General features: G+C 66.9%; 23 protein-coding genes and 1 tRNA gene. 21 read left to right on the plus strand and 3 right to left on the minus strand.

What is annotated here, in order from left to right:
* Positions 1 to 488, minus strand: a 488-nt coding sequence (locus tag QSJ34_RS00005) for a hypothetical protein (protein WP_285568635.1), incomplete at its 3' end; no start/stop codon positions are given.
* A 381-nt stretch (positions 489 to 869) separates the two neighbouring features.
* On the opposite strand from QSJ34_RS00005, the gene QSJ34_RS00010 reads away from it, so the two are divergent.
* The 9 genes from QSJ34_RS00010 (at position 870) to QSJ34_RS00050 (ending at position 12879) form a co-directional block, all read left to right on the plus strand.
* A complete protein-coding gene (locus QSJ34_RS00010; protein ID WP_285568639.1) occupies positions 870 to 1799 on the plus strand; it encodes an NAD-dependent epimerase/dehydratase family protein in 930 nt (309 codons plus the stop codon).
* On the plus strand, positions 1796 to 2731 hold the full coding sequence (locus tag QSJ34_RS00015; protein WP_285568641.1) for a nucleotidyltransferase family protein: 936 nt from the start codon (positions 1796 to 1798) through the stop codon (positions 2729 to 2731). The genes QSJ34_RS00010 and QSJ34_RS00015 overlap by 4 nt, the downstream gene beginning before the upstream one ends.
* Complete coding sequence (locus tag QSJ34_RS00020) at positions 2721 to 3830, plus strand: phosphotransferase (RefSeq protein WP_285568643.1); 1110 nt, start codon at positions 2721 to 2723, stop codon at positions 3828 to 3830. Before QSJ34_RS00015 ends, QSJ34_RS00020 begins: the two co-directional genes overlap by 11 nt.
* Positions 3831 to 3899: 69 nt before the next feature.
* On the plus strand, positions 3900 to 6509 hold the full coding sequence (locus QSJ34_RS00025) for a bifunctional YncE family protein/alkaline phosphatase family protein (protein ID WP_285568645.1): 2610 nt from the start codon (positions 3900 to 3902) through the stop codon (positions 6507 to 6509).
* Positions 6510 to 6546: 37 nt separating this feature from the next.
* Positions 6547 to 8322 carry a beta-N-acetylhexosaminidase gene (locus tag QSJ34_RS00030; protein WP_285568648.1) on the plus strand — a complete coding sequence of 592 codons (1776 nt, stop codon included), beginning with the start codon at positions 6547 to 6549 and terminating at the stop codon, positions 8320 to 8322.
* A 30-nt stretch (positions 8323 to 8352) separates the two neighbouring features.
* A complete protein-coding gene (locus tag QSJ34_RS00035) occupies positions 8353 to 10206 on the plus strand; it encodes a glycoside hydrolase family 35 protein (RefSeq protein ID WP_285568651.1) in 1854 nt (617 codons plus the stop codon).
* Between the two features lie 180 nt (positions 10207 to 10386).
* Complete coding sequence (locus QSJ34_RS00040) at positions 10387 to 11469, plus strand: 3-deoxy-7-phosphoheptulonate synthase (RefSeq protein WP_285568653.1); 1083 nt, start codon at positions 10387 to 10389, stop codon at positions 11467 to 11469.
* Between the two features lie 40 nt (positions 11470 to 11509).
* A complete protein-coding gene (locus QSJ34_RS00045; RefSeq protein WP_285568656.1) occupies positions 11510 to 12178 on the plus strand; it encodes a cation efflux transmembrane domain-containing protein in 669 nt (222 codons plus the stop codon).
* Positions 12179 to 12423: 245 nt separating this feature from the next.
* Positions 12424 to 12879 (plus strand): helix-turn-helix domain-containing protein, encoded by a 456-nt coding sequence (locus QSJ34_RS00050; RefSeq protein ID WP_285568659.1) that lies wholly within the window; start codon positions 12424 to 12426, stop codon positions 12877 to 12879.
* A gap of 399 nt (positions 12880 to 13278) precedes the next feature.
* Here the strand turns inward: QSJ34_RS00050 and QSJ34_RS00055 are convergent.
* Positions 13279 to 13355 (minus strand) — tRNA-Arg (locus tag QSJ34_RS00055).
* A 233-nt stretch (positions 13356 to 13588) separates the two neighbouring features.
* Here QSJ34_RS00055 and QSJ34_RS00060 point away from each other — a divergent pair.
* The 4 genes from QSJ34_RS00060 to QSJ34_RS00075 all read left to right on the plus strand — a co-directional run bounded on the left by QSJ34_RS00060 (position 13589) and on the right by QSJ34_RS00075 (position 15494).
* Positions 13589 to 14080 carry a helix-turn-helix domain-containing protein gene (locus QSJ34_RS00060; protein ID WP_285568662.1) on the plus strand — a complete coding sequence of 164 codons (492 nt, stop codon included), beginning with the start codon at positions 13589 to 13591 and terminating at the stop codon, positions 14078 to 14080.
* Complete coding sequence (locus tag QSJ34_RS00065; protein ID WP_285568664.1) at positions 14077 to 14493, plus strand: VOC family protein; 417 nt, start codon at positions 14077 to 14079, stop codon at positions 14491 to 14493. The genes QSJ34_RS00060 and QSJ34_RS00065 overlap by 4 nt, the downstream gene beginning before the upstream one ends.
* A gap of 93 nt (positions 14494 to 14586) precedes the next feature.
* Positions 14587 to 14805: a hypothetical protein gene (locus tag QSJ34_RS00070; RefSeq protein ID WP_285568667.1), complete on the plus strand. Its 219-nt coding sequence runs from the start codon at positions 14587 to 14589 to the stop codon at positions 14803 to 14805.
* A gap of 101 nt (positions 14806 to 14906) precedes the next feature.
* The gene (locus QSJ34_RS00075) at positions 14907 to 15494 is read left to right on the plus strand and encodes a YdeI/OmpD-associated family protein (protein ID WP_285571561.1); all 588 of its coding nucleotides are present in this window, start codon (positions 14907 to 14909) and stop codon (positions 15492 to 15494) included.
* 9 nt (positions 15495 to 15503) lie between these two features.
* On the opposite strand, the gene QSJ34_RS00080 is transcribed toward QSJ34_RS00075, so the two are convergent.
* Positions 15504 to 17981 (minus strand): hypothetical protein, encoded by a 2478-nt coding sequence (locus QSJ34_RS00080; protein ID WP_285568668.1) that lies wholly within the window; start codon positions 17979 to 17981, stop codon positions 15504 to 15506.
* 278 nt (positions 17982 to 18259) lie between these two features.
* Here QSJ34_RS00080 and QSJ34_RS00085 point away from each other — a divergent pair, with 278 nt between their 5' ends.
* The 8 genes from QSJ34_RS00085 (at position 18260) to QSJ34_RS00120 (ending at position 26165) form a co-directional block, all read left to right on the plus strand.
* Positions 18260 to 18919 carry a response regulator gene (locus tag QSJ34_RS00085; protein ID WP_420798813.1) on the plus strand — a complete coding sequence of 220 codons (660 nt, stop codon included), beginning with the start codon at positions 18260 to 18262 and terminating at the stop codon, positions 18917 to 18919.
* Positions 18916 to 20307, plus strand: a complete 1392-nt coding sequence (locus QSJ34_RS00090; protein ID WP_285568673.1) for a sensor histidine kinase — start codon at positions 18916 to 18918, stop codon at positions 20305 to 20307. The genes QSJ34_RS00085 and QSJ34_RS00090 overlap by 4 nt, the downstream gene beginning before the upstream one ends.
* A gap of 56 nt (positions 20308 to 20363) precedes the next feature.
* On the plus strand, positions 20364 to 21185 hold the full coding sequence (locus QSJ34_RS00095) for an acyl-CoA desaturase (RefSeq protein WP_285568675.1): 822 nt from the start codon (positions 20364 to 20366) through the stop codon (positions 21183 to 21185).
* Positions 21185 to 21658: a DUF2062 domain-containing protein gene (locus QSJ34_RS00100; protein WP_285568677.1), complete on the plus strand. Its 474-nt coding sequence runs from the start codon at positions 21185 to 21187 to the stop codon at positions 21656 to 21658. Before QSJ34_RS00095 ends, QSJ34_RS00100 begins: the two co-directional genes overlap by 1 nt.
* A gap of 114 nt (positions 21659 to 21772) precedes the next feature.
* Positions 21773 to 22873, plus strand: coding sequence for an efflux RND transporter periplasmic adaptor subunit (locus QSJ34_RS00105; RefSeq protein ID WP_285568679.1), 1101 nt, complete (start codon positions 21773 to 21775; stop codon positions 22871 to 22873).
* Entirely contained in the window at positions 22873 to 23598 is a 726-nt protein-coding gene (locus tag QSJ34_RS00110; RefSeq protein ID WP_285568681.1) for an ABC transporter ATP-binding protein, read from the plus strand. Before QSJ34_RS00105 ends, QSJ34_RS00110 begins: the two co-directional genes overlap by 1 nt.
* 174 nt (positions 23599 to 23772) lie before the next feature.
* Positions 23773 to 24939, plus strand: a complete 1167-nt coding sequence (locus QSJ34_RS00115) for an ABC transporter permease (protein WP_285568684.1) — start codon at positions 23773 to 23775, stop codon at positions 24937 to 24939.
* Positions 24939 to 26165 carry an ABC transporter permease gene (locus tag QSJ34_RS00120; RefSeq protein ID WP_285568686.1) on the plus strand — a complete coding sequence of 409 codons (1227 nt, stop codon included), beginning with the start codon at positions 24939 to 24941 and terminating at the stop codon, positions 26163 to 26165. The genes QSJ34_RS00115 and QSJ34_RS00120 overlap by 1 nt, the downstream gene beginning before the upstream one ends.
* The last annotated feature ends 215 nt before the right edge of the window (positions 26166 to 26380 follow it).

Consider the following 26380-nt stretch of genomic DNA (forward strand, 5'->3'; position numbering starts at 1 on the left):
GTGAATTCGGACATCACCTTGTAGGCATCGAGGCTGAGGCCGGCCTTCCAGGTCATGCCCTGGATCCAGGGCAGCGCGTCGGTGTAGCCGCCGCGAAGGCTGAAGCCCTGGGCGGATTCCTTGCGCAGATCCATGGAATTGGCATTGGAGAGGGAGAGGGGCACGCCGTTCCAGGTGGTGACCGGGGCGCCGGAACTGGGCTGGGCGTAGATGGTGCTGCTGGGGGGCGGCACGTCGCGCCAGCGGGCGGGCAGGACGTCGTAGGCGAATTCCAGCGTGAGGGCCTTCTGTCCGCCCAGGGCGTAGCGGCCTTCAACACCGAAGCCGAAGGTCTTGTTGTTGGCGTGGTCCTCGTGGAGCGCGCCGCCGGTGACGCCTCCGTGCAGCTTCAGGTCGAACGAGAAGGGTCCGTCCGCGGACCACAGGGGGCTCGTTCCCAGGAGCGCACATAGAAGGGCGGAGCGTTTCAGGGTGTGGATGATCGTCATGGATCGTCCTCCTTGGGTTGTGGGGGTGTGGGGTGGGGCTATCGGTGATGTCGCGGAAGGTAGGGGCGGCGCGTGATTCTGGGCGTCGCCCGGAGGGCTTTGGAGCGGGTTTGTGACGTGAGCGGCATCGGATGTTCAACAGAATTTTTTGAGCGAACAAAACAATTGCATGATCGAATAATTTTCCGTAGCGTATGGAAGCTGGCAGGTAGGGTCAAGCAGAATGTTGTGGTTTTGTGAAAATAGTTCGACCGCTCGTTTAAAACATTTAGGTTAGCAGCTCCACCCTGGTCGGATCCGTAGCCGGAAGGTTACTGCCAGAACCCAATCGGCTCGGTCCGTCCTGAACTACCTGGCATTCGAATCAAGTCTGGAGGTTTCATGCGAGTCCTGGTCACCGGCGGCGCCGGGTTCATCGGAAGCCATGCGGCGGACAGGTGCCTTCGCGACGAGCACGAGGTGGCCGTGCTGGACAACCTGCGCAGCGGCGCACGAAACCAGGTGGCCGCGGGCGTCGAATTCATCGAGCTGGATACCCGCGACGGTCGGCTGGCCGAAGTCGTCGCCCGATTCCGCCCCGAGGCGATCCTCCATTTCGCGGCCCAGATCGACGTCCGGGTCAGCTGCAAGGATCCCGTCTACGACGCGGAAGAAAACATCCTGAGCACCCTGCGCCTCATCGAGGCGGGCTTGGCCAGCGGTCTGAAGCACTTCGTCTTCGCGAGCAGCGGCGGCGCCATCTACGGCGAGGCCTCGGGGCCCCAGTCCGAAGGCCATCCCGAAGTTCCCATCAACCCCTACGGCGTGGCCAAGCTCGCCGTGGACAAGTACCTTCACGCCTACGCGGTGCAGCGGGGGCTGGCGAGCTGCAGCCTGCGTTTCTCCAACGTCTACGGGCCCCGGCAGGGCGCCAAGGGCGAAGCGGGCGTGATCGCGGTGTTCTGCAAGCGCCTGCGGGAGGGATTGGCCCCCCACATCAACGGGGACGGCCTCCAGACCCGCGACTTCGTGTATGCGCCCGATCTGGCCGAGGCCGCCTCCCGCGTGCTGGCCCAGCGCGCCACGGGTGTGTTCAACCTCTCCACGGGCCGCGAGACCTCCATCCTCGACGTGGCCCGGGCGCTCTGCGCGCAGGCGGGCGTGGATCCCTCCGGCATCGAGCACGCTCCGGCGATTCCGGGCGAGCAGCGGCGCTCCATCCTCGACGCCTCCAAGGCCCAGCGCGAGCTGGGCTGGACTCCCGCCACATCCCTTACCGAAGGGATGAGACTCACCTACCGCTGGTTTGCCGAGGAACGGGGCGACCGATGATTCCCGACATGGTGACTCCCGAACTGGTGGTGATGGCCGCGGGCATGGGCAGCCGCTTCGGTGGCCTCAAGCAGCTGGAACCCGTGGGGCCCGACGGCGAGACGGTCATGGACTACGCCCTCTACGATGCCCTTCGGGCGGGCGTGAAGCGCGTCGTATTCGTCATCCGCAAGGACATCGAAGCCGCCTTTCGCGAGCAGGTCGGCAACCGCTACGAACCATGGATGGAAGTGGCCTACGCCTTCCAGGAACTGACGGACCTGCCCGCGGGGTTCACCGTGCCCGCGGAACGCACCAAGCCCTGGGGTACGGGTCATGCCGTGCTGGCGGCCCGGACGGCGGTGACGGCCCCCTTCCTCGTCATCAACGCCGATGATTTCTACGGCGCCGAAGCCTTCCGCATCATGACCGAATGGCTGGCCAAACCCGCACCCACGGGCGCTTTCGCCATGGTGGCGTTCCGCCTCGAGAACACCCTGTCGGAGCACGGCTCCGTCGCCCGCGGGCTCTGCGAGGTTACGCCCGATGGGCACCTCGCCCGGGTGGTCGAGCATGTGGGATTGATGTGCAACCCCGACGGCCCCGGCGCCGTGGAGGAGCTGCCCGAAGGGGGGACGCGCCACTTCAGCGGGCTCGAACCCGTCTCCATGAACTTCTGGGGGTTCCGGCCCGACTTGTTTCCCGCGCTCGAAGCAAGGCTCAGGGACTTCCTCGCCAACTGGGGACAGCACCCGAAGGCGGAGTACTTCCTGCCATCGGTGGTGGATCAGATGATCCAGGATGGCCAGGCGCAGGTGAGCGTCCTGAACACGCCGGACCGTTGGTTCGGCGTCACCTACAAGGAAGACAAGGCCCTGGTCCAGCAGCGCATCCGGGCCCTCATCGATGCCGGGGCCTACCCCGCCAGTCTCTGGAACGAACATGCCCGTTGATGCCTCCCTGCTCCTCGACATCGCACGCCGCTTCCAGGTGTTGGGGGATCTGCTCAGCGCCGTGCCCTACGGCACCGGCCACATCAACGACACCTACGTCGTGACCTGTGATCAGGCGGGCGAGCCGGTGCGCTACCTGCTCCAGCGGTTGAACACGAAGATCTTCAAGACGCCCCGCGGCCTCATGAAGAACATCGAAGAAGTGACGGGACACATCCGCGGCAAGCTGAAGCGCCAAGGCGAACCCTTCACGCGGCGCGTGCTCACGCTGGTGCCCCTGGCGGACTCGGGCGTGTGCTTCCTGGATGATCCCGAACTCGGCTTCTGGCGCTGCTACCTCTTCATCGAAGGGGCGCGGACCTACGACGTGATCGAGCGGGTGGAGCAGGCCTTTGAGGCCGCCAAGGCCTTCGGCGCCTTCCAGAGCCTGCTGGCGGACTATGAAGGGCCCTCGCTCCACGAAACCATTCCCGACTTCCACCACACGCCCAAGCGCCTGGCGGCCCTGAAGGCAGCCGTGGCGGAGGATCCCCTGGGCCGGGCCAGGGACTGCGAGGCCGACATCCTCTTCGCGCTGGAGCGGGCCCCGCTGGCGGGCCGCCTCGTGGGGCTGCAGGCCGAGGGGGCGATCCCGGAACGCATCACCCACAACGACACGAAGCTGAACAACGTCATGCTCGACGATGCGACGGGCGCAGGCGTCTGCGTCATCGACCTCGACACGGTCATGCCGGGGCTTTCGCTCTGCGATTTCGGCGACATGGTGCGTACGGCCTGCAATCCCCTGGCTGAAGACGATCCGGACACGAGCCGCATGGTGGCGCGGGGCGACATGTTCGAGGCCCTGGCCAGCGGGTACCTGCAGGGCACGGGCGGCGCGCTGCTGCCCGTGGAGCGGGAGCACCTCGTGGTGGCGGGCCAGCTGCTCACCTACGAGTGCGGCACGCGCTTCCTCACGGACTACCTGCTGGGCGATACCTATTTCCGCACCCACCGCCCCGCGCAGAACCTGGACCGGGCCCGCAACCAGTTCGCCCTCGTCCGAAGTCTCGAAAGCCAGGAGGAGGCCTTCATGGGCCGCATCCGCAACCTGGTTTGAAGTCCGCTTTCTGGGGATCCCAGGGAGAATGAACGAGGGGCGGATCAGCCCCCTCCATTGAGGACGACCATGAAGGCAGCCCACGTGATCTCCCTCATTCTGGCGCTCGGCGCCCTCGCGGTGCGCGCGGCGATGCCTGCGCACGAGGGCGCTGCGGGTCCGACTGCTGAAAGCGCTGCGCGCCAAGCTCCTGAGAGCGCTCCGCGCCAGGCCGCCGTCGGCGCGGCGCACCGGGGCGGCACCCTGGTGGCGACGGGGCAGACCGTGCGCCCCGCGGGTCAGGTGATTGCTTTTTCAGGCCGGCCGCTGGACGTGGCCCTCACTTCTGACGGGAAGGTCCTGCTCGTCAAGACCGACGAGGGCGTGCTCGTGGTGGACGCGGTGACCTGGACCCAGCGCCAGAGCCTGCCCTATGTCGCCAAGGACGGCGCCTCCATGCACGGCCTTGCCGTGGCCCGTGACGGCCGGTCGGCCTGGCTGAGCGTGGGGAACGGCCTGCTGGTGGAACTGCGCCGGGACGGTGATACCTGGGCCTGGGGCCGGCGTATTCCGCTGCCGTCCCGCGACAAGGGCTCGGCCTATCCCTGTGGTGTGGCCTTGGCCGCGGATGGGCGGACGGCCCTGGTGGCCCTCTCCCGCGCCAACAGCCTGGCCGTGGTGGATCTGGCGGAGGCCCGTGTGGCCGGGGAGATCCCCGTGGGCGTCGCGCCTTACGGCGTGGCGATCACGCCCGATGGCCGGAGGGCCTTCGTGTCCAACTGGGGTGGTCGTCGCCCTGGAGCCGGAGCGCGCACCATGCTTTCTGCGGGCACTCCCGTCCAGGTGGACGACCGGGGCCTGCCCACCAGCGGCACGGTCTCCCAGGTGGACCTCGTCGCGCGCGTCGTGACGGCTGAAGTGGCGGTGGGCCTGCATCCCTCCCAGGTCCTGCTGGACGCGGAAAGCCAGCGGATCTTCGTGGCCAATGCCAATTCAGACACCGTGTCCATCCTGGATGCGGCCGCCTTCACCGTGCGCGACACGGTGTCGCTTCGTCCCGATCCGGCCCTGCCGTTCGGAAGCCTGCCCAATGCGCTGGCCCTCACGCCCGATGGGCGCCGCTTGTTGGTGGCCAATGGCGGAAACAACGCCGTGGGTGTGGTGGAGCTCCAGCCCAAGGCGAAGGTTGCGGGCTTCCTTCCCACGGGCTGGTTTCCGGCCGCCTTGGCGACGGATGGCCGCTCGCTCTTCATCGCCAACGCGAAGGGGGATGGCTCCCGCCTGGGCGAGCCGGGACACCGCAAGTGGGCCGTGGGCCTGCAGCGGGGCACGCTCCAGAAGGTGGTGCTGCCGAGTGCGGATGAACTGAAGGCCTACACCGGCGAGGTCTCGGCCCTGAGCCTCGTGCCCGAGGCGTTGCGGGCCCTCGAGCGGGGGCGCGCGGGTGCGAAGCCCGTGCCCGTCCCAGCCCGCGCGGGCGCACCTTCGGTGTTCAAGCACGTGGTCTACGTGCTCAAGGAGAACCGCACCTACGATCAGGTGTTCGGTGATCTGAAGCAGGGCAACGGCGATCCGAACCTGTGCATCTACGGCCGCGAGGTGACGCCGAACCACCACGCCCTGGCCGAGAGCTTCGTGCTGCTCGACAACTACTACTGCAACGGCATCGTCTCCGCCGACGGGCACCAGTGGGCCACCCAGGGCATCACCAGCGACTACCAGGAGAAGGCCTTCGGCGAGTGGACCCGCAGCTACGACTTCGGCACCGATCCCCTGGCCTTCGCGCCCACGCCCTTCCTGTGGGATCACGCCCTGATCCGTGGATTGTCCTTTCGCAACTACGGTGAATTCGACTTCCCCACCATCGAGCCCGCCACAGCCAAGTGGGATGATTTCCATGACGCGAAGCAGCGGCCCCGCTTCATCCAGAACATCCCGCTCGAGGCCCTGCGGACCTACACTTCGCCCACCTTCCCAGGCTGGGAGATGCGCATCCCGGACCAGGTCCGCGTGGATGCCTTCCTGAAGGAATTCCGCGAAAGCGAGGCCAGCGGCCAGTGGCCCAGCCTCATCCTCGTCTACCTGCCCCAGGACCACACCCGGGGCGCCACGCCGGGCGCGCCGACGCCGCGGGCCCACCTGGCGGACAACGACCTCGCCCTGGGGCGGCTGGTGGAGGCCATTTCGAAGAGCCGCTTCTGGAAGGACACCTGCATCTTCGTGAACGAGGATGATCCCCAGGATGGCTTCGATCACGTGGACGGCCACCGTTCGCTCTGCCTCGTCATCAGCCCCTACACGAAGCGGGGCCGCGTGATCTCGCGGTTCTACAACCAGGGTTCCGTGCTGCACACCATGGAGCGGATGCTGGGCCTGCCGCCCATGAACCAGTTGGACGGCGCCGCCCCCACCATGGAGGCCTGCTTCACGGGGAAGCCCGATTTCAGGCCCTTTGCGGCCCTTCCGGCCCGCGTGCCCCTGGACGAGAAGAACCCCGCCGGGACGCCCATCGGCATGGACTTCAGCCGTCCGGATCGCATCGATGACAACGCGCTGAACCACGTGCTGTGGGTGGCGGAGAAGGGGGCCATCCCCTATCCGTCGGCCTTTAGCGGCGCCCACGGCAAGGGGCTGAAGCGCCTGAGCCTGAGGCTCGATGCGCGGCCCACCCTCGATGACGATGGCGATGACGATGACTGATACCACCCCTTCCCATCCATCCCGAGGAGTCGAAGCCATGCGGCGAACCCCTTTGCATCAAGCCTTGCGGGGCCTGGCCCTCGCGTCCATGGCCCTGCTGGGCCGGGCCCAGGACCTGATTCCGCAGCCGGCCCACTACCAGGCCGGGGCGGGGCGCTTCGCCCTGGGACCGGGCACGCGCCTCGTGGCCTCGGGCGCGGCGCGCCCCATCGCCGAGCGTCTTCAGGCCGATCTGAGGCCCGCCACGGGCCTCCCCCTCCCGGTTCAGGACAAGGGCGGGCGCGACGCCATCCAACTGGCCCTCGATCCCGACGCCGCCTCCCTGGGGCCCGAGGGCTATCGGTTGCGGGCCACAGGAGATCGCGTCGAGATCCGCGCCTTCCGTCCCGCGGGACTCTTCTACGGGGTGCAGACCCTGCGACAGTTGCTGTCCAGCGAGGGCTTCCGCCAGGCCAAGGTGGAGGGCGCGACCTGGACCGTGCCGGCCTGCGACATCGAAGATCAGCCGCGCTTCTCATGGCGCGGCAGCCACCTCGACGTGGGCCGCCACTTCATGCCCAAGGACTTCATCAAGAAGCACCTGGACCTGATGGCCCTGCACAAGCTCAACGTCTTCCACTGGCACCTCACCGAAGACCAGGGCTGGCGCCTGGAGATCAAGAAGTATCCGAAGCTCACGGAGGTCGGCGCCTGGCGCAAGGAGACGGTGCTGCCCATGTACATGAAGGCCGACCGCGCCAGTCAGCGCCTCTTCGACGGCATGCCCCACGGCGGCTTCTACACCCAGGCGGACGTGAAGGAGATCGTCGCCTACGCGGCGGACCGCTTCATCACCGTGGTGCCCGAGATCGAGATGCCGGGCCACAGCACGGCGGCCATCGCGGCCTATCCGGAGCTGGGGAACTTCCCCGACCGCAAGGTGGAGGTGGGCACCTATTGGGGCGTATTCCCATCGGTCTACGGCGTGGAGGACGCCAACATCCAGTTCCTGAAGGATGTGCTGGACGAGGTGATGGCGCTCTTCCCCTCGACCTACATCCACATCGGCGGGGACGAGTGCCCCAAGTCCGAATGGGCCCGAAGCGAACGTGCGCTGGCGCGCATGAAGAAGGAGGGCCTGGTGCCCGCCGCCACGACGCTGGAGGACCTGCAGATCTACCGCAACGGGAAGGGGGAGCGCGCCGAGCATCCTGCCCTCCACAAGCTGCAGGCCTGGTTCATCCGCCAGTTCGATGACTACCTGTCCGCCAAGGAGCGGCGCCTCATGGGCTGGTCCGAGATCCTGGAAGGAGGCTTCATCTCCGCAAGCCCGAAGGGTGAGCGGGAGCGCCCTGCGGGGCAGGGCGCGATAGATGGAGGCCTGGCACCCAAGGCGGCGGTGATGAGCTGGTTCGGTGAAGCGGCGGGCATCGAGGCCGCCAAGGCCTCCCATGACGTCGTGATGGCGCCGGAAAGCCACACCTACTTCGACTACTACGCGGCCAAGGGTGCCGAACCGCAGGCCATCGGCGGCTTTACGCCCCTGGAGAAGGTCTACGCCTACGACCCCATGCCTGCGGGGCTGGACGCCGCCCAGCAGGCCCACGTCCTCGGTGCCCAGGGCCAACTCTGGACCGAGTACATGGCTACGCCGGCCAAGGTGGAATTCATGGCATGGCCCCGCCTCTCGGCCCTGGCCGAAGTGGTGTGGAGCCCGAAGGCGACCCGCGATTTCACGGATTTCCAGAAGCGCCTGAAGACGCACCTGAAGCGTCTGGATGCCCTTGCCGTGGGCTACCACCCGCTGGACAAGCCCCAATCCTTCCCGCGCTGATTGTTCATCGACCTTTCGGACAGGAGCCCCATGCTTCGACCATTCCTTTTTCTCGGCGCCCTGGCTTGGGCCGCCTTGCCTGTTTTTGCCGGACCCACGAAATCCGCGCCCAAGCCCGTCTCCTTCACGGTCCAGGGCGAGCGGTTCCTGCTGGACGGCAAGCCCTTCGTCATCCGCAGCGGCGAGATGCATTACCCGCGTGTGCCGCGCGCCGACTGGCGCGACCGCATGAAAAAGATGCGCGCCATGGGGCTCAACACCCTCTGCACCTATGTCTTCTGGAACCTCCATGAACCCGAGCCGGGCCGGTTTGATTTCAGTGGAGACCTGGATCTGGCGGCCTACCTCCGCACGGCGCAGGAGGAGGGGCTCAAGGTCATCCTCCGCCCCGGGCCCTACATCTGCACCGAATGGGAATTCGGCGGCCTGCCCGCCTGGCTGCTGAAGGCGCCGGACATGAAGGTGCGCACGGCGGATCCGCGCTTCCTTGAAGCGGCGGCACGCTACCTCAAGCGCGTGGGTCAGGAGGTGGACAGCCTCCAGGCGGATCGCGGCGGCCCCATCCTGATGGTGCAGGTGGAAAACGAGTACGGCTCCTTCGGCAGCGACATGGCCTACAAGTCGGCCATCCGCAAAGCCATTGTGGATGCGGGTTTCCGTGTGCGGCTCTACACCAGTGACGGGCCTGGCCAGGACACACTGGCGGGGGGCACCTTCCCCGATCTGGTGCCGACGGTGAATTTCGGTGCCGGGCCCGAATGTGCGGAAGCCTTCGCCGAACTGGACAAGTTCCGCTCCGGCATTCCCAGAATGTGCGGCGAATACTGGGCGGGCTGGTTCGATCACTACGGCAAGCCCCACCACACCACGGATGCGAAGGAAGGCGCGGCGGGCGTGACCTGGATGCTGCAGCGCGGCATCAGCTTCAACCTCTACATGTTCCACGGCGGCACGAATTTCGGATTCATGAACGGCGCGAACTGGACGGGCCGTTATGCTCCCGACACGACGAGCTACGACTACGACGTGATGCTCGATGAGGCCGGCCGCCCCACGCCGAAGTTCTTCGCCTACCGCGAGGTCATCCGCCCCTTCCTGGCCAAGGGCGAAACCCTGCCCGAGCTGCCCGCGCCGCAGCCCCTAATCGAGATCCCCACCTTCCGCTTTACGGAAAGCGCGCCGCTGTCCCAGTTGCTGAAGACGCCCGTGCATGCGGAGGCGCCCCTCGCCATGGAGGCCCTGGACCAGAGCTACGGCTACGTCCTGTACCGCCGCGCCACGACGCACGCCACCAAGGAGGTGCTGGAGATCGGGGAGGTGCGCGATTACGCGCTGGTGCTCCAGGGGGAGCGGCGCTTCGGCAGCCTTGATCGGCGCCTGCGCCAGACCTGTCTGGACGTGGACCTGGCGGCGGGTGAACCGCTCGACATCCTCGTGGAGAACACGGGCCGCATCAACTTCGACAAGGCCATGCTCGCCGAACGCAAGGGCATCCTCGGCAAGGTCAGCCTGGGCGGCCAGGAGCTGAAGGGATGGGACTGCTATAGCCTGCCCCTTTCGGATCTGTCAGGCCTGAGCTTCCGATCCGGTGATCTGGCTGCGCCTGCCTTCCACCGCGCCAGCTTCGATCTGAAGGCCCCGGGCGCCACCTTCCTGGACCTGCGCGGATGGGGCAAGGGCCAGGTCTTCGTGAACGGCCGCAACCTGGGCCGTCATTGGAACCTGGGCCCCATGGGTACGCTCTACTGCCCGGCCTCCTTCCTGAAGGCCGGTCCCAATGAGGTGATCGTGCTGGAACTGGAGCCCAGTACCCAGCGCGACATGAGCGGTCTGGTGAACCCGGCCCTCAGCCTGCGCCCTGCCTTGACGGCGAAGGTCCCCTGACCCAGGATGGAGCCTCAGGCAGACCCATGACCCGACGGCTCCATCATCATTATTATCGTCCCTCTCGCGCGGATCGCGCGTGGAGCGGCCAGGGTCTTTCCTAGTTCCGGAACATCCCACCGACCACCCCGATCCTCGCAAGGGATCGGGGTTTTTCGTCATCTTCAGGAAGCCGCGATCATGAGCCACCAGGCCCTCGACAACCTCAACATCGATGCCTTCGACGCGATGCCCTCGCCCGGCGAGATCCGCGCGGCCCTGCCCGTGTCCGATGCCGCGGCCGCCACCGTGGCGGGCGGGAGGCGCGACATGGAGCGCATCCTCTCGCGACAGGATCCCCGCCTGCTGGTGGTGGTGGGCCCCTGCAGCATCCACGATCCCAAGGCGGGCCTGGACTACGCGCATCGCCTGAAGGCGCTGTCGGACGAGGTGTCAGACACGCTGCTGCTGGCCATGCGCATCTACTTCGAAAAGCCCCGCACGGCCACGGGGTGGAAGGGCTTCATCAACGATCCGCGCATGGATGATTCCTTCCACATCGAGGAAGGCGTGCGCCGGGGCCGCGAATTCCTGCTGCACATCGCGGAGATCGGCCTGCCCGCCGCCACCGAGGCCCTGGACCCCATCAGCCCGCAGTATCTGGGCGACCTCATCGCCTGGACGGCCATCGGGGCGCGGACCTCCGAATCCCAGACCCACCGCGAGATGTCCAGCGGCCTATCCACACCCGTGGGCTTCAAGAACGCCACGGACGGCGATCTCAGCGCGGCCGTGAACGCCATCCTGTCGGCCTCGCGGCCCCACAGCTTTCTCGGCATCAACGACCAGGGACTGGCCTCCATCGTGCGCACCCGCGGGAACGCCTACGGGCACCTGGTGCTGCGGGGGGGCAGCGGGCGTCCCAATTACGACACCGTGAGCATCGCCCAGGCAGAGGCCGCGCTGCGCAAGGCGGGCCTGCCTGAAAACATCGTGGTGGACTGCTCCCACGCCAACAGCCGCAAGAATCCGCGCCTGCAGCCCCTCGTGCTCCAGGACTGCGCCCACCAGATTCTTCGGGGCAACCGCTCCATCCTCGGCGTGATGGTGGAGAGCTTCCTGGAAGAAGGCAACCAGCCCATTCCTGCGGACCTCGGCACCCTGCGCTACGGGTGTTCGGTGACGGACGCCTGCCTGGGCTGGGATGACACGGCGGCCATGATCCGGGAGACCCGCGAGCTGCTGAAAGGGCCCCTGCTCAAGCGATGCCTGCAAACCGCATGAGTTGAACCATACTTTGGACATGACGACTCACGCGGATCGCATGACCTGGGTTCGGCGGGCCTTGGCCCTGGCCCTGCTCACCATGGGCTTCAACCTCCTGGAAGGCCTGGTCTCCATCGGGTTCGGATGGGAGGAGCAGTCCATCGCGCTGTTCGGCTTTGGCGTCGACAGCCTGGTGGAGGTGGCGGCCGCGGCCCTGATCTATTGGCGGTTCCGCCATGACGGGGCCCTGCTGGATCAGCAGGCGGCGCGGCGGGAACGCCTCGCGACGCGCTTCATCGGGATCATGCTGCTGCTCCTTGCGGGCGGCACGGCCTTGGGGTCGATCCTCCAGCTCCTCAGCCACCGCCATCCCGGGACGACGCTTCCCGGCGTGATCGTGTCCCTCGTGAGCCTGCTAGCCATGTTCCTCCTCTGGCGCGGGAAGGTGCGCACCGCCGCCGCGTTGGACAGCCGGGCCATGATGAGCGATGCCGCCTGCAGCCTCGCCTGCATGCAGCTGTCCACGGTGCTCCTGATCGGAAGCCTCCTCTTCTGGCGCTGGCCCAGCCTCTGGTGGGTGGACGCGGCCACGGCGCTCGTGGTGGCGGCCCTCATCGCCCGGGAGGGCTGGGGCGGATTCCACGCCTCCCTTCAGCCGGATTTTTCCGGGGGCTGTGGCTGCGGGCATGCGAATTGCGACGCATCCGGGCGCACTGGGACGAATTGAGTTCGAGAATATGCACCTAGGTAGGCGGGGTTTCTATTTGCATAAAAGATGCGTAGGGAAGACTTTGATTTTATGGAATTCAAACGAATCTCAGGCGTGCCGATATCAGTAATCAAAGAAAGGATGGATCTTTGCTGCTGATATATTTGAATAAATATGGGCCATGGCATGGGCTTTTCAGATCGCCGGCCTATTATGGGAAATATGCGTTAGCTAACATTCAACCTGCTTAGAGGAGACCCGGCATGCCAAACATCGCCTCTGTCCTAAAAGAAGAAATCCTCCGGCTGGCCCGCAAGGAAGTCCGGACTGAAACCGAAGGGCTCAAGAAGGCCTCAGCCCAGTACCGCTCGGACATCGCCGCGTTGAAGCGCCGGATCGCCACGCTGGAGAAGCAGCTTTCCCACTTTGAAAAGAAAGGCGCCACCAAGGCCGCGGCCCCGGCGGAGGGCGAAGCAGCCCCTCGCATCCGTTTCAGCGCCAAAGGCCTGGCGACCCAGAGGCAGAAGTTCGGGTTCTCCGCCGCCGAGATGGGGGCCCTCGTGGGCGTGTCGGCCCAGACCATCTACAACTGGGAGGCCGGGAAATCCCGTCCCCGGGCCCAGCAGCTGGCGGCCCTCGGAACCCTGCGTTCCATGGGCAAGCGGCAGGCCAAGGCCCAGCTGGCGGCCATGCAGCCCGAAGAGCAGCCGAAGGATTGAAGCTGGTTCGGGTTCTTGGGAGCAGAGGGCCGCGGACGCGGCCCTCTTTTCTGGTGCACCCGACTGGAATCGAACTGGTCCGGCTGCGCCGTCCCCGGTCTCGCTCCCGACAGCCCACCGGGCTGTCTCCGCGATCCCACTCGACCCTAGATCCCTGCAACGCATGCGTTGCGGGGGCTGGTTCGATTCCCTCTCCACCGAAGATCGGAGCCAGGTTATCGCCCTGGCTCCGGTCTTCTGGGTGGTGCACCCGACTGGAATCGACCTGGTCCGGCTGCGCCGTCCCCGGTCTCGCTCCCGACAGCCCACCGGGCTGTCTCCGCGATCCCACTCGCTGGTTCGATTCCTTCTCCAACGAAGATCGGAGCCAGGTTATCGCCCTGGCTCCGATCTTCTGAGTGGTGCACCCGACTGGAATCGAACCAGCGACCTTTGGCTTCGGAGGCCAACGCTCTATCCAACTGAGCTACGGGTACTCGTGTTGCACTTGCTTGCCTTGGCTGGTGTTTGGGCTTCCGGTGTCAGGCTTGGCCTGGTTCGCGCTTCATCCGGAAGCCCGCCGACTGCCTGGCGGAGTTCGATGATACCGCGAGACCCCTGGCTTCTGCCAGCTACGCCTGGGAGGCGGTGTGAATGGACACTGTCTGTGGAAACAGGCAGGCTACTGGGGAGGGGATCCAGGGCGCCCCCTTACGCAACCGGAGGCGGCATGAACCTTGGTTCTGGAGGCCAGGATCCCGAATTGTTGCGTCGGCTCCTGCGCGCGAAGGACCGCATGGACGCCGCCTCGCACGAGGCCTGGCCGGTTCCGCGGCTGGCGCAGGTGAGCGGGGTGTCGGAGGCCCATTTCGCACGCTCCTTCAAGCTGGCCTTCGGCCTCCCGCCGCACCGCTACCTGCTGACGCGGCGGATCGAAAGGGCGACCGCGCTGCTTCGCGATACGGACTTGTCGATCACGGAGATCGCCTTCAGCACCGGATGGGAAAGCCTGGGCACCTTTGGACGGACCTTCCGCGATGTCACCGGCGAAAACCCCGGTGCGGCGCGGACGCGGATGCAGGCGGAGGCGCGGGAGTTCGGCGGCATGCCCGCCTGCGCGTTGAACGCGGCGAGCCGGCCCGACCTCAGGATGGCAGTTTCGGAGAAGCGGCGCCGGGAGGTGGGCGATATAAAAGGGGCCGAGGACAAGGAGGCCCCATGAGCCAAGGGATCGAAGTGGTCGGCCTGTATGTGCGGGACCAGGATGAGGCGCTCGCGTTCTACGTCGGGAAGCTGGGGTTTCGCGTCCACACGGAGGTGCGGAACGGCAGCTATCGCTGGCTCACGGTTCAGCATCCGGATCAGCCCCTGTTCCAGCTCGGCCTCTTCGAGCCGGGGCCGCCGATGCTCGACGCCGCGACCGCCCAGGCGGTGCGCGCGATCGTGGCCAAGGGCGCGATGCCGCCGCTGGTGCTGGCCGTGGATGACTGCCGCGCGGCCTACGAGCGGCTGCGGGCTCAGGGCGTGGAGTTCACGCAGGAGCCCATGGACCGCTTCGGCACCGTGGACGCGGGTTTCCGCGACCCCTCGGGCAACGGCTGGAAGATGATCGAGCGGCGAACGACCGATCGCTGAGCCTGGTGGGAGCTCTGCGCGGAAATCGAGGAGCACCGTTGAACGTCCACGCGGGCCCGATCCGCTTCGGACCCGTTTTGAAAGGAGCATGCCATGACCGGAAACACCTTCGTCAGACAGACCCACAGGTGGGTATCGGTTGTCTTCACCCTCGCGGTGGCGGCCAATTTCATCGCCATGACCCGGGGCAAACCGCCGGCCTGGGTGACCTACTCGCCGCTGCCTCCGCTGGCCATGCTTCTGTTCACGGGGCTGTACCTCTTTGTGCTGCCCTATGCCCGCCGGCGGAGCGGGCCCCAGGAAGGCGAATGATTGCAGGGGCGGCTTTTTGGCCGAATCCCGAGGCTGGGCGCGGCATCCCGGCGCCTGCGTTATAACCTTTTTCCCGCGAGGTCATCATGCCCAAACCGGTAATGGGTCGGACGAATCCAAAGGTCGACTTCTTTTTCGAGAAGGCCTCCCCGTGGCAGGAATCTTTCAGAGCGTTGAGACAAATCATTCTGGACACACCGCTGACGGAAGACCTGAAGTGGGGCGTTCCCTGCTACACGCTTGAGGGCAAGAACGTCGTGCTGATCCACGGATTCAAGGACTACTGCGCGGTCCTGTTCCACAAGGGGGCCCTGCTGAAGGATCCGCAGGGCGTGCTGATCACGCAGACGGAAAATGTTCAGGCGGCGCGCCAGATCCGATTCACCGCGCTTCGGGAGATCCACGGGATGGAAAGCCTCCTGAAGGCCTACATCCGGGAAGCCATCGAGGTCGAAGCCTCCGGCCAGAAGGTGGCCTATAAGAAGCCCTCGGAATTCGCGCTCCCCGAGGAACTCATCGCCAAACTTGAGAATGTCCCCGGTCTGCAGGACGCCTTCGAATCCCTGACGCCGGGGCGGCAGCGGGCCTACATCCTGTATTTTTCTGCGCCCAAACAGTCGAAGACGCGAACCTCGAGGATCGAGACGTACACCCAGGCCATTCTTCAGGGGAAGGGCCTGGATGATTGAGGACCGACCCTAGAACAAGTGCAGGAAGGCGATGGAGCCGTTGACGGTTTTGACGCCCTTCACGTCGCTCTGGAGGCCGGCGCCGAGATCCACGCGGATCGTCGTGAACCACCAGAAGCCCGGTAGATCGCCCGCCACCTTCAGGCCGGAAAAGCCGTAGGTCTTCAGGTCCGTCAGGCTGTGGGCCTGGCCGTGGTCGAGGCCGAGCGTCAGCCGCAGGTTGGGGCCCGTGGGAAAGGCGACGTCGAACCCTCCGTAAGTCATGCGGTCAGCCACCACTGCGTAGGGTTTGATGCCCGAGACGCGGCCTTCGAAGCTGAGGGGCTGGAACCGGTCGAAGCCCTCGCCGCCCGCTCGGCCGGCATGGGCGCTGAACCAGATGCCGTGGCCCAGTTGCCGGTCGAACATGGCCCGGGTGTCCCATCGCACGAGGCGACCTTCGTTCGGCACCGCCTGGATGGCGCCGGGGGCGCCGTAGCTGCCTTCGGGCCGCGAGCCTTTCAGATAGGACCCCTGCAGGTGGAAGCCTTCGTACTGCCAGCTGAGTGCGGCACCTCCCAGGTGGGTCAGTCCGGAAGGCGGGTTGAGGAAGCCCTGGGTCTTGTATTTGTCTTCCCGGGGATCGGAGAAGGCGTCGTGGGTGAGCTGAGCCTTCAGCTCGACGCGGAACCCCGCGCCCAGATCATGGCCGAGGCCCAGCTCCAGGTTCTGGCTGCGGCGCTGGACGCCGTCCACGTCGAGCTGCTTGCCGTCCTTCACGGGGCGCTCGGTGCCGCCCAGCAGGGAAAGGGTGCCCGCCAAGGAGAGATCCAGATCCAGCAGGGCCCTGGGCACCAGGAGGGAACCCATGTTGAAAACGGCGGCGGTGAACAGCGAATACTGGATGCCCCGATCCAGCGCATTGAAGTCGGAAAACAGGTACCCGCCCAAGGGCGCCACGGGCGGATCGCCTCCGGGCTGAATCAGGATCATGCCGCCGACGCCCTTCACGCGGCTGCTGGCCTTGGATTCCAGCTTGCGGCTGCCATCGGCCTGCTTCACGAAGTAGCGGTACCCGTCCGGGGTGTTCTGGAGGATGCTGCCCTGGCCCGCGCGGGCCGAGGCCAGCGCCTCGTCATAGCCGGCATCGTTGATGGAGAAGCCGCGGTATTCCAGATCGCGAAGCACCTGGACCGTCCCCCCGCTGACGATCCAGCGTTCCGCGGTGTGGATCCGCATCACCCGCCAGAGTCCCGGCGCGGGTTCGCCGTAGCTGAGTTCGCGGCGCTCGCTCCGCACCAGGCCCGGCAGGTTCGAGCGCTGGCTCTGTTCGTGGAGGATCCGCCCCGAGCCCTCGTCCACCGTGAGTTCGCCTTCGAAGAGCAGGGGATCGTCGTCCACGGGCTTGAACCGCACGCGCCGTTTTCCCGCGCCGGCGGGCCCGCCGTCCGCGTAGCGATAGCGCTCGGTCAGGGTGAGGGCGATGGGAGGCGCCGCGCTGGTGCGGGATTCCAGGATGGGCAACTGGGCCGATTCGGAGAGGTTGGCCCGCACGCCGTTGAAGCGGACCTCCTTCCGCAGCAGTTCCTCGGGCGTGCCGACCTTTTCGAAACCCTGGAATCGGAAACCCAGATCCCCGGCGCCGCCTTCACTCTGGATGTGGAGGTTCACGTCCACCGTGGCCTGGGCCGTGCGGATGGCGGACTTGTCGCGCAGTTGGGTCGCGCGCATTCGGGCGAGCAGGCCCCCGAGATCGTAGAGCTCCTGGCCCTGCACCTGGACTTCGTGGCGGTCGGCGGGCAGGGGTGCGGGAACCCACGTTCCGTCGCGGAAGATGCGGCGGTAGGCCGCGCCGCCGGAACCCTTGCGGAGGGTGAGGTCGCCCAGCCCGCCCTCCACCTCGGTGTAGCCGGGCGGAAGCTCCTGGGCCAGGGCGGCGCCGGGCCCGTTCGCGGGGAGGATCAGGCGTCCGCCGTCACCGAGCAGTTGCGCCGTGAGGGCCCCGGGATCCGCAGGCACCCAGAGGAACCAGGGCCGCCCGGGAAACGCATTCTGCGCCTGGGTGAGCAGGCCCCGCCAGCGCGCGCCATCCGCTCCGAGGTCCGAAGGCAGCAGGACGCCCCCGTCCACCGCACCCCAGGCCAGTTCATCCATCACGGGGCCGAGTTCGGGCTGGAAGGCGACGTAGATCCGGACCTTGGGATTCCGAGCGCGAAGCGCCTGGCTGGCGGCCAGCAGCAGTTGGAGACGCTCGGGCCCCGCGGGCAGCAGGAGCCGGATGCCGGGAGCCGTGTCGATCGGTTGCAGCAGGGGCCGCCAGGCCCGCGCCACGGCCTCGAGGCGGGCCGGATCCCGGTGCTCTCCCGGCAGCAAGGCCGCCGCGTCCGCCTGCCGCAGGTCCAAGGTCCGCGGTTCGGGCACCGAGACCTGGATCGGCGGAAGGGGCTCCTGGGCGATCAGGCCCAGGGCGGCCGGCAGGCAAACAAGCGTTCGAAGAAAGGATCTCACTCTGGCTCCTTCATGCCACGCAGGCTGCGTGTCTTTGTCAAAGGGCGGCCCGCCCGGCGGGACGTGCCGCAAGGTTTCCGAGCATCCGCCCCTTGTCTTAACGCCGCCTTACAGCGGGCCACCTGCGGGTGGTGATCCCGTAAGGATTCGATAAGCTTGGGACGCCAGGCTGGAACCGGAACCCAGCGGATCCGCGGGTCAGGGCATGCGCCACGGCTGCCTTCGGGCCCAGACGACTGAAACGGAACACATGGAAGGTCCCACCCTTGAGCGCCGATATCCGGATTCTCCTCGTTGAAGACGATGACCAACTGGGGGCGGCCCTTTCGCGCTCCCTGATCCAGGCCGGGTTCGAGGTGGCCTGGGTGCGCGGCGCCCAGGATGGGGACCTGCACCTCCGCACGCGGACCTACGACGCGTTGCTGCTGGATCTCGGGCTTCCCGACGGATCAGGGCTGCGGATCCTGCGGGCCATGCGGCGCCGCGATGACCGCACGCCCGTCATCATCCTCACGGCCCGGGATGGCATCGAGGATCGCGTACTCGGCTTGGACGAAGGGGCCGACGACTACCTGGTGAAACCCTTCGCCGTGCCCGAGCTCCATTCGCGCATCCGAGCGCTGGTGCGCCGCAGCGCGGGGTTCGCGGCCCGCCAGTGGGTGCTGGGCGACCTGGTGCTGGAGCCGGAACTCCAGGCGGCCAACCTGAAGGGCGAGCCCGTGATCCTGAGCCCGCGGGAGTTCCAGGTGCTCTACCTGCTGGCCCGTTCCGCGGGGCGTGTGGTGAGCCGCGCCCAGCTGGAGGAGGGCATCTTCGATCTGGGCGAAGAACCGGAAAGCAACACCATCGAAGTCCATATCCACCGCCTCCGGCGCAAGCTCGGCCACCGCCGCATCCGCACCATCCGGGGTCTGGGCTACCTCCTGGAGAGCGCGTGAAGACCTCCCTCCTTCGGCGGATGATCTGGGCCCAGGCCCTGAGCCTGGTCACCCTGTGGCTGATCCAGATGGCGGTGACGGTCATCCCCGCCTACCGCAGCAGCGAATGGCATTTCGACAGTTCGCTGCGCATGTGCGCCGGGGCGCTGGTGGCCTTCCTGGGGGATGAAACCGATCCCGCGCGGATCCGCCTCCAGGCCGAGCGGGTGCGTGCGTTGGACGAGACCTTCTCGGCCGAGGGCGGCGGGGTCGTCAAGCCCGGTGAGTACCATTCCCGCTACCAGGTTTTCGATGGAGCGGGACACCTGCTCTACCGTTCCCCGTCGGCGCCCTCAGTCTCGCTGGCGGGGCAGGGGCCCGGGTTCCATCGCCTGGAGGTGCAGGGCGAAGCCTACCGGGTGTTCGTGGAGGATGGCGCCGGCGGCCGTCTCCGCGTGGCCGTGGCCGAGTCGCTGAGTTTCCGGCGGCGCCTGGGGTGGCGGTTGCTGGGCCAGACCCCCCTGGGTTTCTTCATCCTGTTCGTGATCCTGGCGGTCTGCACCTGGCTCTACAGCCGCCGGGCCCTGCGCCCGCTGCGCCATCTGGCGGAGACGGTGGCGCAGCGCAAACCGGGCGATCTGAGCCCCCTGCTGCCCTCCATGGACATCAAGGAGACCCGGCCCCTGGTGGCGGCCATGAACGGACTGCTGGCCCGTGTGCAGGAACTGATCGAAACCCAGCGGCGCTTCGTGGCCGATGCCGCCCACGAATTGCGCACGCCCCTGGCGGTGGTGGGAACCCAGGCCCACACCCTGATGCTGGAGACGGATCCCGTGCGGCGCGAAGCCCTGGGCCAGGACCTGCAGCACGGCATCGAACGCGCCACGGGGCTGGTCCGCCAGCTCCTGGGCGTGGCCCGTCTGGAGGCCGTCCAGCCCGAGCGCATCGAAGGCACCCTGGATCTGGGCCGGCTGGCGCGGGAGCGAGCCGCGCACCTCCTGCCCCTGGCCCTGGCCAAGGGGCAGGACCTCGGCGTGGAGGGGCCCGAGCGGCTCGAGATCCGCGGGGATGCGGCCGTACTCGCCATGGCCCTGGACAACCTGTTGGAAAACGCCATCCGCTACACCCCGGAGCGGGGCATCATCACGCTGCGGCTGGGAGGGAGCGACGCAGGTCTCTTCATGGAAGTGGAAGACGATGGGCCAGGCATGAGCGAGGCTTTCAAGGCCCGCGCCTTCGAACGGTTCTCCAGGGAGTTGGGCACCCATTCGGTCGGCGCGGGTCTCGGCCTCGCCATCGTCCGGCGGGCCGTGGAATGGCACCGGGGGCAGGTGAAGCTGATGCCGGCGAGCGGGGCCTCCGGCCTTCGGGTGCGAATCGATCTGCCGCCCTTGGCATTGCCGGATTGAGGCTCGGAAACCTCGCCCCGCAGGCTACTCTGGAGCCTTTCCAAAGCAGGCCCTCCATGCGCAAGGCGTTTTCGTTCTCCGTCACTTCCGTTTCCTTTGTGCTGCTGCACCTGGCCTGCCTGACGGCGATCTGGGTGCGGTTCTCCTGGAAGCTGGTGGCGCTGTGTCTCGGGCTCTACCTCCTCCGCATGTTCGCGGTGACGGCGGGCTACCACCGCTACTTCAGCCACCGCAGCTACAAGCTGGGCCGCGTGCCGCAGTTCCTCCTGGCCTTCCTCGCCCAGACCTCCGCCCAGAAGGGCGTGCTCTGGTGGGCCGCCCACCACCGGCACCACCATCGGTTCTCGGACACGCCCCAGGATCTGCATTCGCCCGTGGTGGATGGATTCTGGTGGTCGCACGTGGGCTGGATCCTCTCCGACGCCCATGACCGCTACGAGGCGAAATCCATCGAGGATTTCGGCCGCTTCCCCGAGCTGCGCTTCCTCGACGCCTACCACTGGATCTGCCCATGGCTGCTGGGTGTGGGCACCTTCGCCTTCGGCCTCTGGACGGGCCTCGGCGCCTGGGGCGCCCTCGTATGGGGCTTCGTGATCTCCACCGTGCTGCTCTGGCACGGGACCTTCTGCATCAATTCGCTCACCCACGTCTGGGGCACCCGGCGCTTCGAGACGAGCGACCAGAGCCGCAACAACTTCGTGCTGGCGCTCATCACCCTGGGCGAGGGCTGGCACAACAACCACCACCATTGCCAGGTCAGCTGCCGCCAGGGCCTCCGTTGGTGGGAACTGGATCCGACCTACTACGTGCTGAAGGCGCTGAGCTGGGTGGGCCTCGTGCGCGACATCCGGCCGCACCCGGTGTCCGCGGCATCCTGATGTCCTGGGTTCGGACCAAGATCCGGGAACCGCTGCTCGGGCTGTTGAAGCAGGGGCTCAGTCCCGCGGGCCTCGCCTGGAGCCTGGCCGTGGGCCTGGCCCTCGGCACCATTCCGCTCTTCGGAACCTCCACGCTGCTGTGCGTTGGCGTGGGGCTGGTGTTCCGTTTGAACCAGCCCGCGCTCCAACTGGCCAACTACCTGGCCTACCCGCTGCAGCTCCTGTTGTTCATCCCCCTCATCCGGCTGGGCGAACGCCTCTTCCGGGTCGAGGCCATGCCGCTGTCCCCATCCCTGTTGATGCAGTCCCTGGAGGCCCATCCCTGGTCGACCCTCACGCTGTTCTGGTCGCGCCTCTGGCATGCCAGCGTGGTGTGGGCCCTGCTGGCGCTGCCGGCCGCGACGCTCCTGGCCCTTCTGCTGCGCCCGGTGTTCGCCGCCCTCGCCCGGCGGCTGGGACGCGAGACTGCGTAACTCGCTGGTGCGCGGGGCTTCACCGGTGAGATCGGATCATCCGCCGATCGAGCTGTTGATGGCGTCTGGCGCATCCGCTAGCCTGAACGGGCGAAATTGATGTTTGGAGATCCAATGAGCGAGTCCCCTGCGCGCAAGCCGTCTGTGATCCGGAAGCGGTTTCCCTGGGGCTGGCTGGTGCTCGGGATCCTCGGCGTCGGCGTGCTGGGTGCCATGGTGGCGGCCAAGGGCGGGCCGGTGTCGGTGTCCGTGTCGGCGCCCACCGTTTTCAAGGCCGGTGAACGCAACCCGCTGGTGACGGCCTCGGGCTACCTGGTGGCCCGCACCCGCGCCACCCTGTCGAGCAAGGTGCTGGGCCGCGTGTGCTGGCTGGGCGTGCAGGAAGGCAGCCGCGTCGCCAAGGGGCAGATCCTCGCCCGTCTGGAATCGCCGGATCTGGCGGCCGCTCGCGATCAGGTGAAGGCCCAGCTCGATCAGGCCAAGGTCGATCTCGACCGGGCCGTGAAGCTGCAGGCCCAGGGCATCCAGGACGTGGCCACCGTGGACCGGTTGCGCAGCCAGAAGCAGACCCTGGAAGCCCAGCTCGCCTACCAGGAGGCCCTTCTGGAGAGCATGGTGCTGCGCGCGCCCTTCAGCGGCGTGGTCACCCAGAAGCTATCCGAGGTGGGCGAGACCGTGGCCCCGGGAAGCGCTGGCGGCGCCAACGCCATCAACGCCATCCTCGTGATGGCCGACTTCGACACCCTCGAGGTGGAGGTGGAGGTGAACGAGGCCTCCATCGCCAAGCTGAGCCGGAACATGCCCGCGGAAATCCGCGTGGATGCGCTGGATGGGCGGGGCGCCCGCTCGGTGCTGAAGGGCCGGCTGCGCGAGATCTATCCCAGTTCCAATCGGCAGAAGGCCGTCGTCATCGTGCGGGTGGCCTTCGTGGACAAGGACCCGCTGCTGGTGCCGGACATGGGCGCCAAGGTCACCTTCCTCGGCGACGCCTACGCGCAGGACGTGGTGGTGTTGGGCCGCGAGCAGGTGAAGAAGCAGGACGGGAAGCCCTTTGCCTGGGTGGTGGAGAACGGCACAGCCGTTCAGAAGTTCGTCACCGTGACGGCGGAGAATCCCATCGGGCTCGAGGTGAGCGGCCTGGCGAAGGATGCCGCGCTGATCGTCGCACCGCCCGAATCCCTGAAGCCGGGCGTCAAGGTGAAGGTCAAAGGCTGATGAACGCCGCGGACCGATTCGATCTGGGCGGCGGCGAACCCGTCATCACGCTGCGCGACGTGGCCAAGAGCTACTGGCGCGAGGACCTGGAAATCCCCGTCCTGCAGGGCATCGATCTGGAGATCCCCGTGGGTGCCTACATCGCCCTGATGGGTCCCTCCGGCAGCGGCAAGACCACCCTGCTGAACCTCGTGGCGGGCATCGACCGTCCCACAGGCGGTTCGCTCGAGGTCTGCGGCTATGACCTGAACGATCTGGACGACGATCAGCTGGCCTCCTGGCGCAATGCGCACGTGGGCTTCATCTTCCAGAACTACAACCTGGTGCCGGTGCTGAATGCCTTCGAGAACGTCGAGCTGCCCCTGCTGCTCACGGGGGCGGGCCGGGGCGAGCGCCGCGACCGGGTGGAGCAGGCGCTTTCACTGGTGAACCTGACGGACCGCATGCGGAACTACCCGCGACAGCTCAGCGGCGGCCAGGAACAGCGCGTCGCCATCGCGCGCGCCATCGTGACGGATCCCGACCTCCTGGTGGCCGACGAGCCCACGGGCGCCCTCGATGCGAAGAACGCCGAGGAAGTTCTGGCCCTGATGGCCCGGCTCAACACCGAGCTCGGCAAGACCATCGTCATGGTGACCCACGATCCAAAGGCGGCGCATCATGCGCGGCACCAGATCCACCTCGAGAAGGGTGTGCTGGACCGGACCGTCGAGGTGAACCGATGAGTCCACGTGCCGCGCGTGAGCATCATGGAGGCTCCACCTCCGCCGAGCCGCGGAGCGGCGAGCGGGAGCAGAGCGCGGTGCGCTCTGCGATCGGTGGAGGGCACCAGATCCACCTCGAAAAGGGTGTGCTGGACCGGACAGTCGAGGTGAACCGATGACGGCCTGGGGACGCTGATGCGCTGGCTGGCGCTCATCTGGAAGAGCCTCATGCGCTCCAAGCGGCGCACCCTGCTCATCGTGGGGAGCCTCGTCCTGTCGGTGTTCACGGTGGCGGTGCTGCAGAGCCTGCTCACCACCCTGGACGCGGCGACGAACAATCCGCGTTCCAGCAACCGCTTCGTGGTGCGCCACAAGAGCGGCCTCACCCAGATGCTGCCCCGCAGCTACGAGAACTACCTGCGCCAGCAGTCCGAGGTGGAGACGGTCTGCGCGCTGCAGTGGTTCGGGGGCTACTACCAGGACCCCCGCAATTTCTTCGCGAACTTCGCCAGCGATGAGACGACGCTCTTCCAGATCTTCCGCGAGGAGTTCGGCGCTTCCAACATCACGGAGGCCCAGATCAAGGACTACCTGCGGGATGGCACCGGCTGCATCGTCGGCGAAAGCCTGGCGAAGAAGAACGGCTGGAAGGTGGGCGACGTGGTGCCGCTGACGGGCACCATCTTCCCCATCAACCCGCGCCTCACCATCCGCCTCATCTTCAAAAGCCCCAAGCTCTCGGATGAGAACGCGCTGCACTTCCACTACAAGGTGCTGGAGGAGGGCGTGCCGCGCATGAAGGGCCTGTGCGGATCCTTCTGGGTGCGGGCCCGGCGGCCGGAGGACATCCCACGCCTGCTCGAACGGGTGGACCGGCACTACGCCAACAGCGCCTACGAGACGCTCACGGAAACGGAAAACGCCTTCAACCTCGGCTTCGTGAAGATGCTCGGCAACATCGGCGCCATCATCCAGGGCATCACCATCGCCGTCGTGATCGCCATCCTCATCGTCACGGGCAACACCATGGCCACGGCCATCCGCGAGCGCACGACGGAAATCGCCGTCTTCCGCGCCATGGGCTTCTCGGCGGGCCGTGTCCTCAGCCTGCTGCTGGCGGAGGGCGTGCTGCTGGTGGGTGTCGGCGGCTTCCTCGGCGTGGCCCTGGCCAACTTCGCGGCGGGCGGGGTGCGGGGGTCCCTGGGCATGGCCATGCCCTTCTTCGCGGACTTCTCGATCCAGCCGGAGACGGCCCTGGCCTGTCTGGCGGGCGCTCTCGCCATCGGAATCCTGGCCACCTTCATCCCGGCCTATGCGGCCACGCGGCGCCCCATCACCGAGGGCCTGAAGGCGGTGGGCTGATGATCGGACTGCTGTTCGCCCTGCCATTCCTCACCTACCTGGGTTGGCTCGTCTGGGCCCTGGTGGCCTACCCGATTCCCCTGAGCTACAACCTTCGCTCGCTCTGGCAGCGCAAGGTCTCCACCCTCAGCACGGCCGCGGCCATCGCGCTGGTGGTGGGCATCTTCGTCGTGGTGCTCAGCCTGGCCCAGGGGCTGTCCGTGGCCTTCGTCAGCAGCGGCCGCGCGGACCAGGCCCTGGTGCTGCGCCCCAACGCGCGCTTCGAATTGAACAGCTCCATCGAGCGCGACCGCATGCGCATCCTCAAGGTCCATCCCATGCTCAAGCGGGATGCGGAGGGTCCCATGGCCAGCGCCGAGGTGGTGGTCGTCAAGCTCTTCCCCATGGCCGACGGTTCGGATACCAACGTGACCATCCGGGGGCTCGAACGCATGGGCCTTACGCTGCGACCCCAGGTGCATCTGGTCCAGGGGCGCTGGTTCCGTCCGGGGCTCAGCGAGGTGGTGGTGCCCCGCAAGATGCAGGGCCGTTTTCCGGGCATGGAGATGGGTCGCAGTCTCCGCATGGGCGGCCGCGACTGGCAGATCGTGGGTGCATTTGACGCCGGCGGCGCCAGCTTCGAGAGCGAAGTCTGGTCCGACGTGAACGACGTGATGCAGGCCTTCAAGCGCGAATCCTACTCGGTCATGGCGGCCCGTCTGGAGCAGCCGGAGCGACTGGAAGGCTTCGCCAAGGCCGTCGAGGAGGACAAGCGCCTACAGCTGGAGGTGGTGCGCGAAACGGACTACTTCAAGGAGCTCACCAAGGCCGGCGACCCCATCAAGATCCTGGGCAACCTCATCACGCTCATTCTCACCGGCGCCGCGATCTTTGCGGCCATGAACACCATGTACGCGGCTGTGGCCGGGCGCACGAAGGAGATCGGCACCCTGCGGGCCCTGGGTTTCCGTCAGCGGGAAATCCTGGCCAGCTTCCAGTGGGAGAGCATCTTCCTCTGCGTGAGCGGAGGCTTGCTGGGTTCGGGTCTGGCCCTCTTCGTCAACGGAATCCAAACGGGGACCACCAGCTTCGAAACCTTCAGCGATGTCAGCTTCGCCTTCACCATCACTCCGGGGCTCATGGCCCAGGGTGTGGCCTTCAGCCTGGTGATGGGGCTGCTTGGGGGATTTTTGCCGGCTTGGCGGGCCAGCCGCCTTCCCCTGACTGAGGCGATGAAGGGGGGCTGAGGCGGCCAGCCCTGCCGCGCGCTTGCACCTTCGGTGCTGCGTTTGCGGAAGCCGGCTGACGCTCAGCCCACCGGGTGCCCGGCTCGGAAGTTTGCATGGATTGAGGCCGACCTGGTTGTGATGCTCAGCCCACCGGGTGCCCGGCTCGGAACGCTGCTTTGGCAGCACCCCTCGCCACCCGGTTGGGCTTCGCCTTGGCGGGCCAGCCGCCTTCC

The organism is Geothrix limicola (assembly GCF_030268085.1).
Lineage (GTDB): Bacteria > Acidobacteriota > Holophagae > Holophagales > Holophagaceae > Geothrix > Geothrix limicola.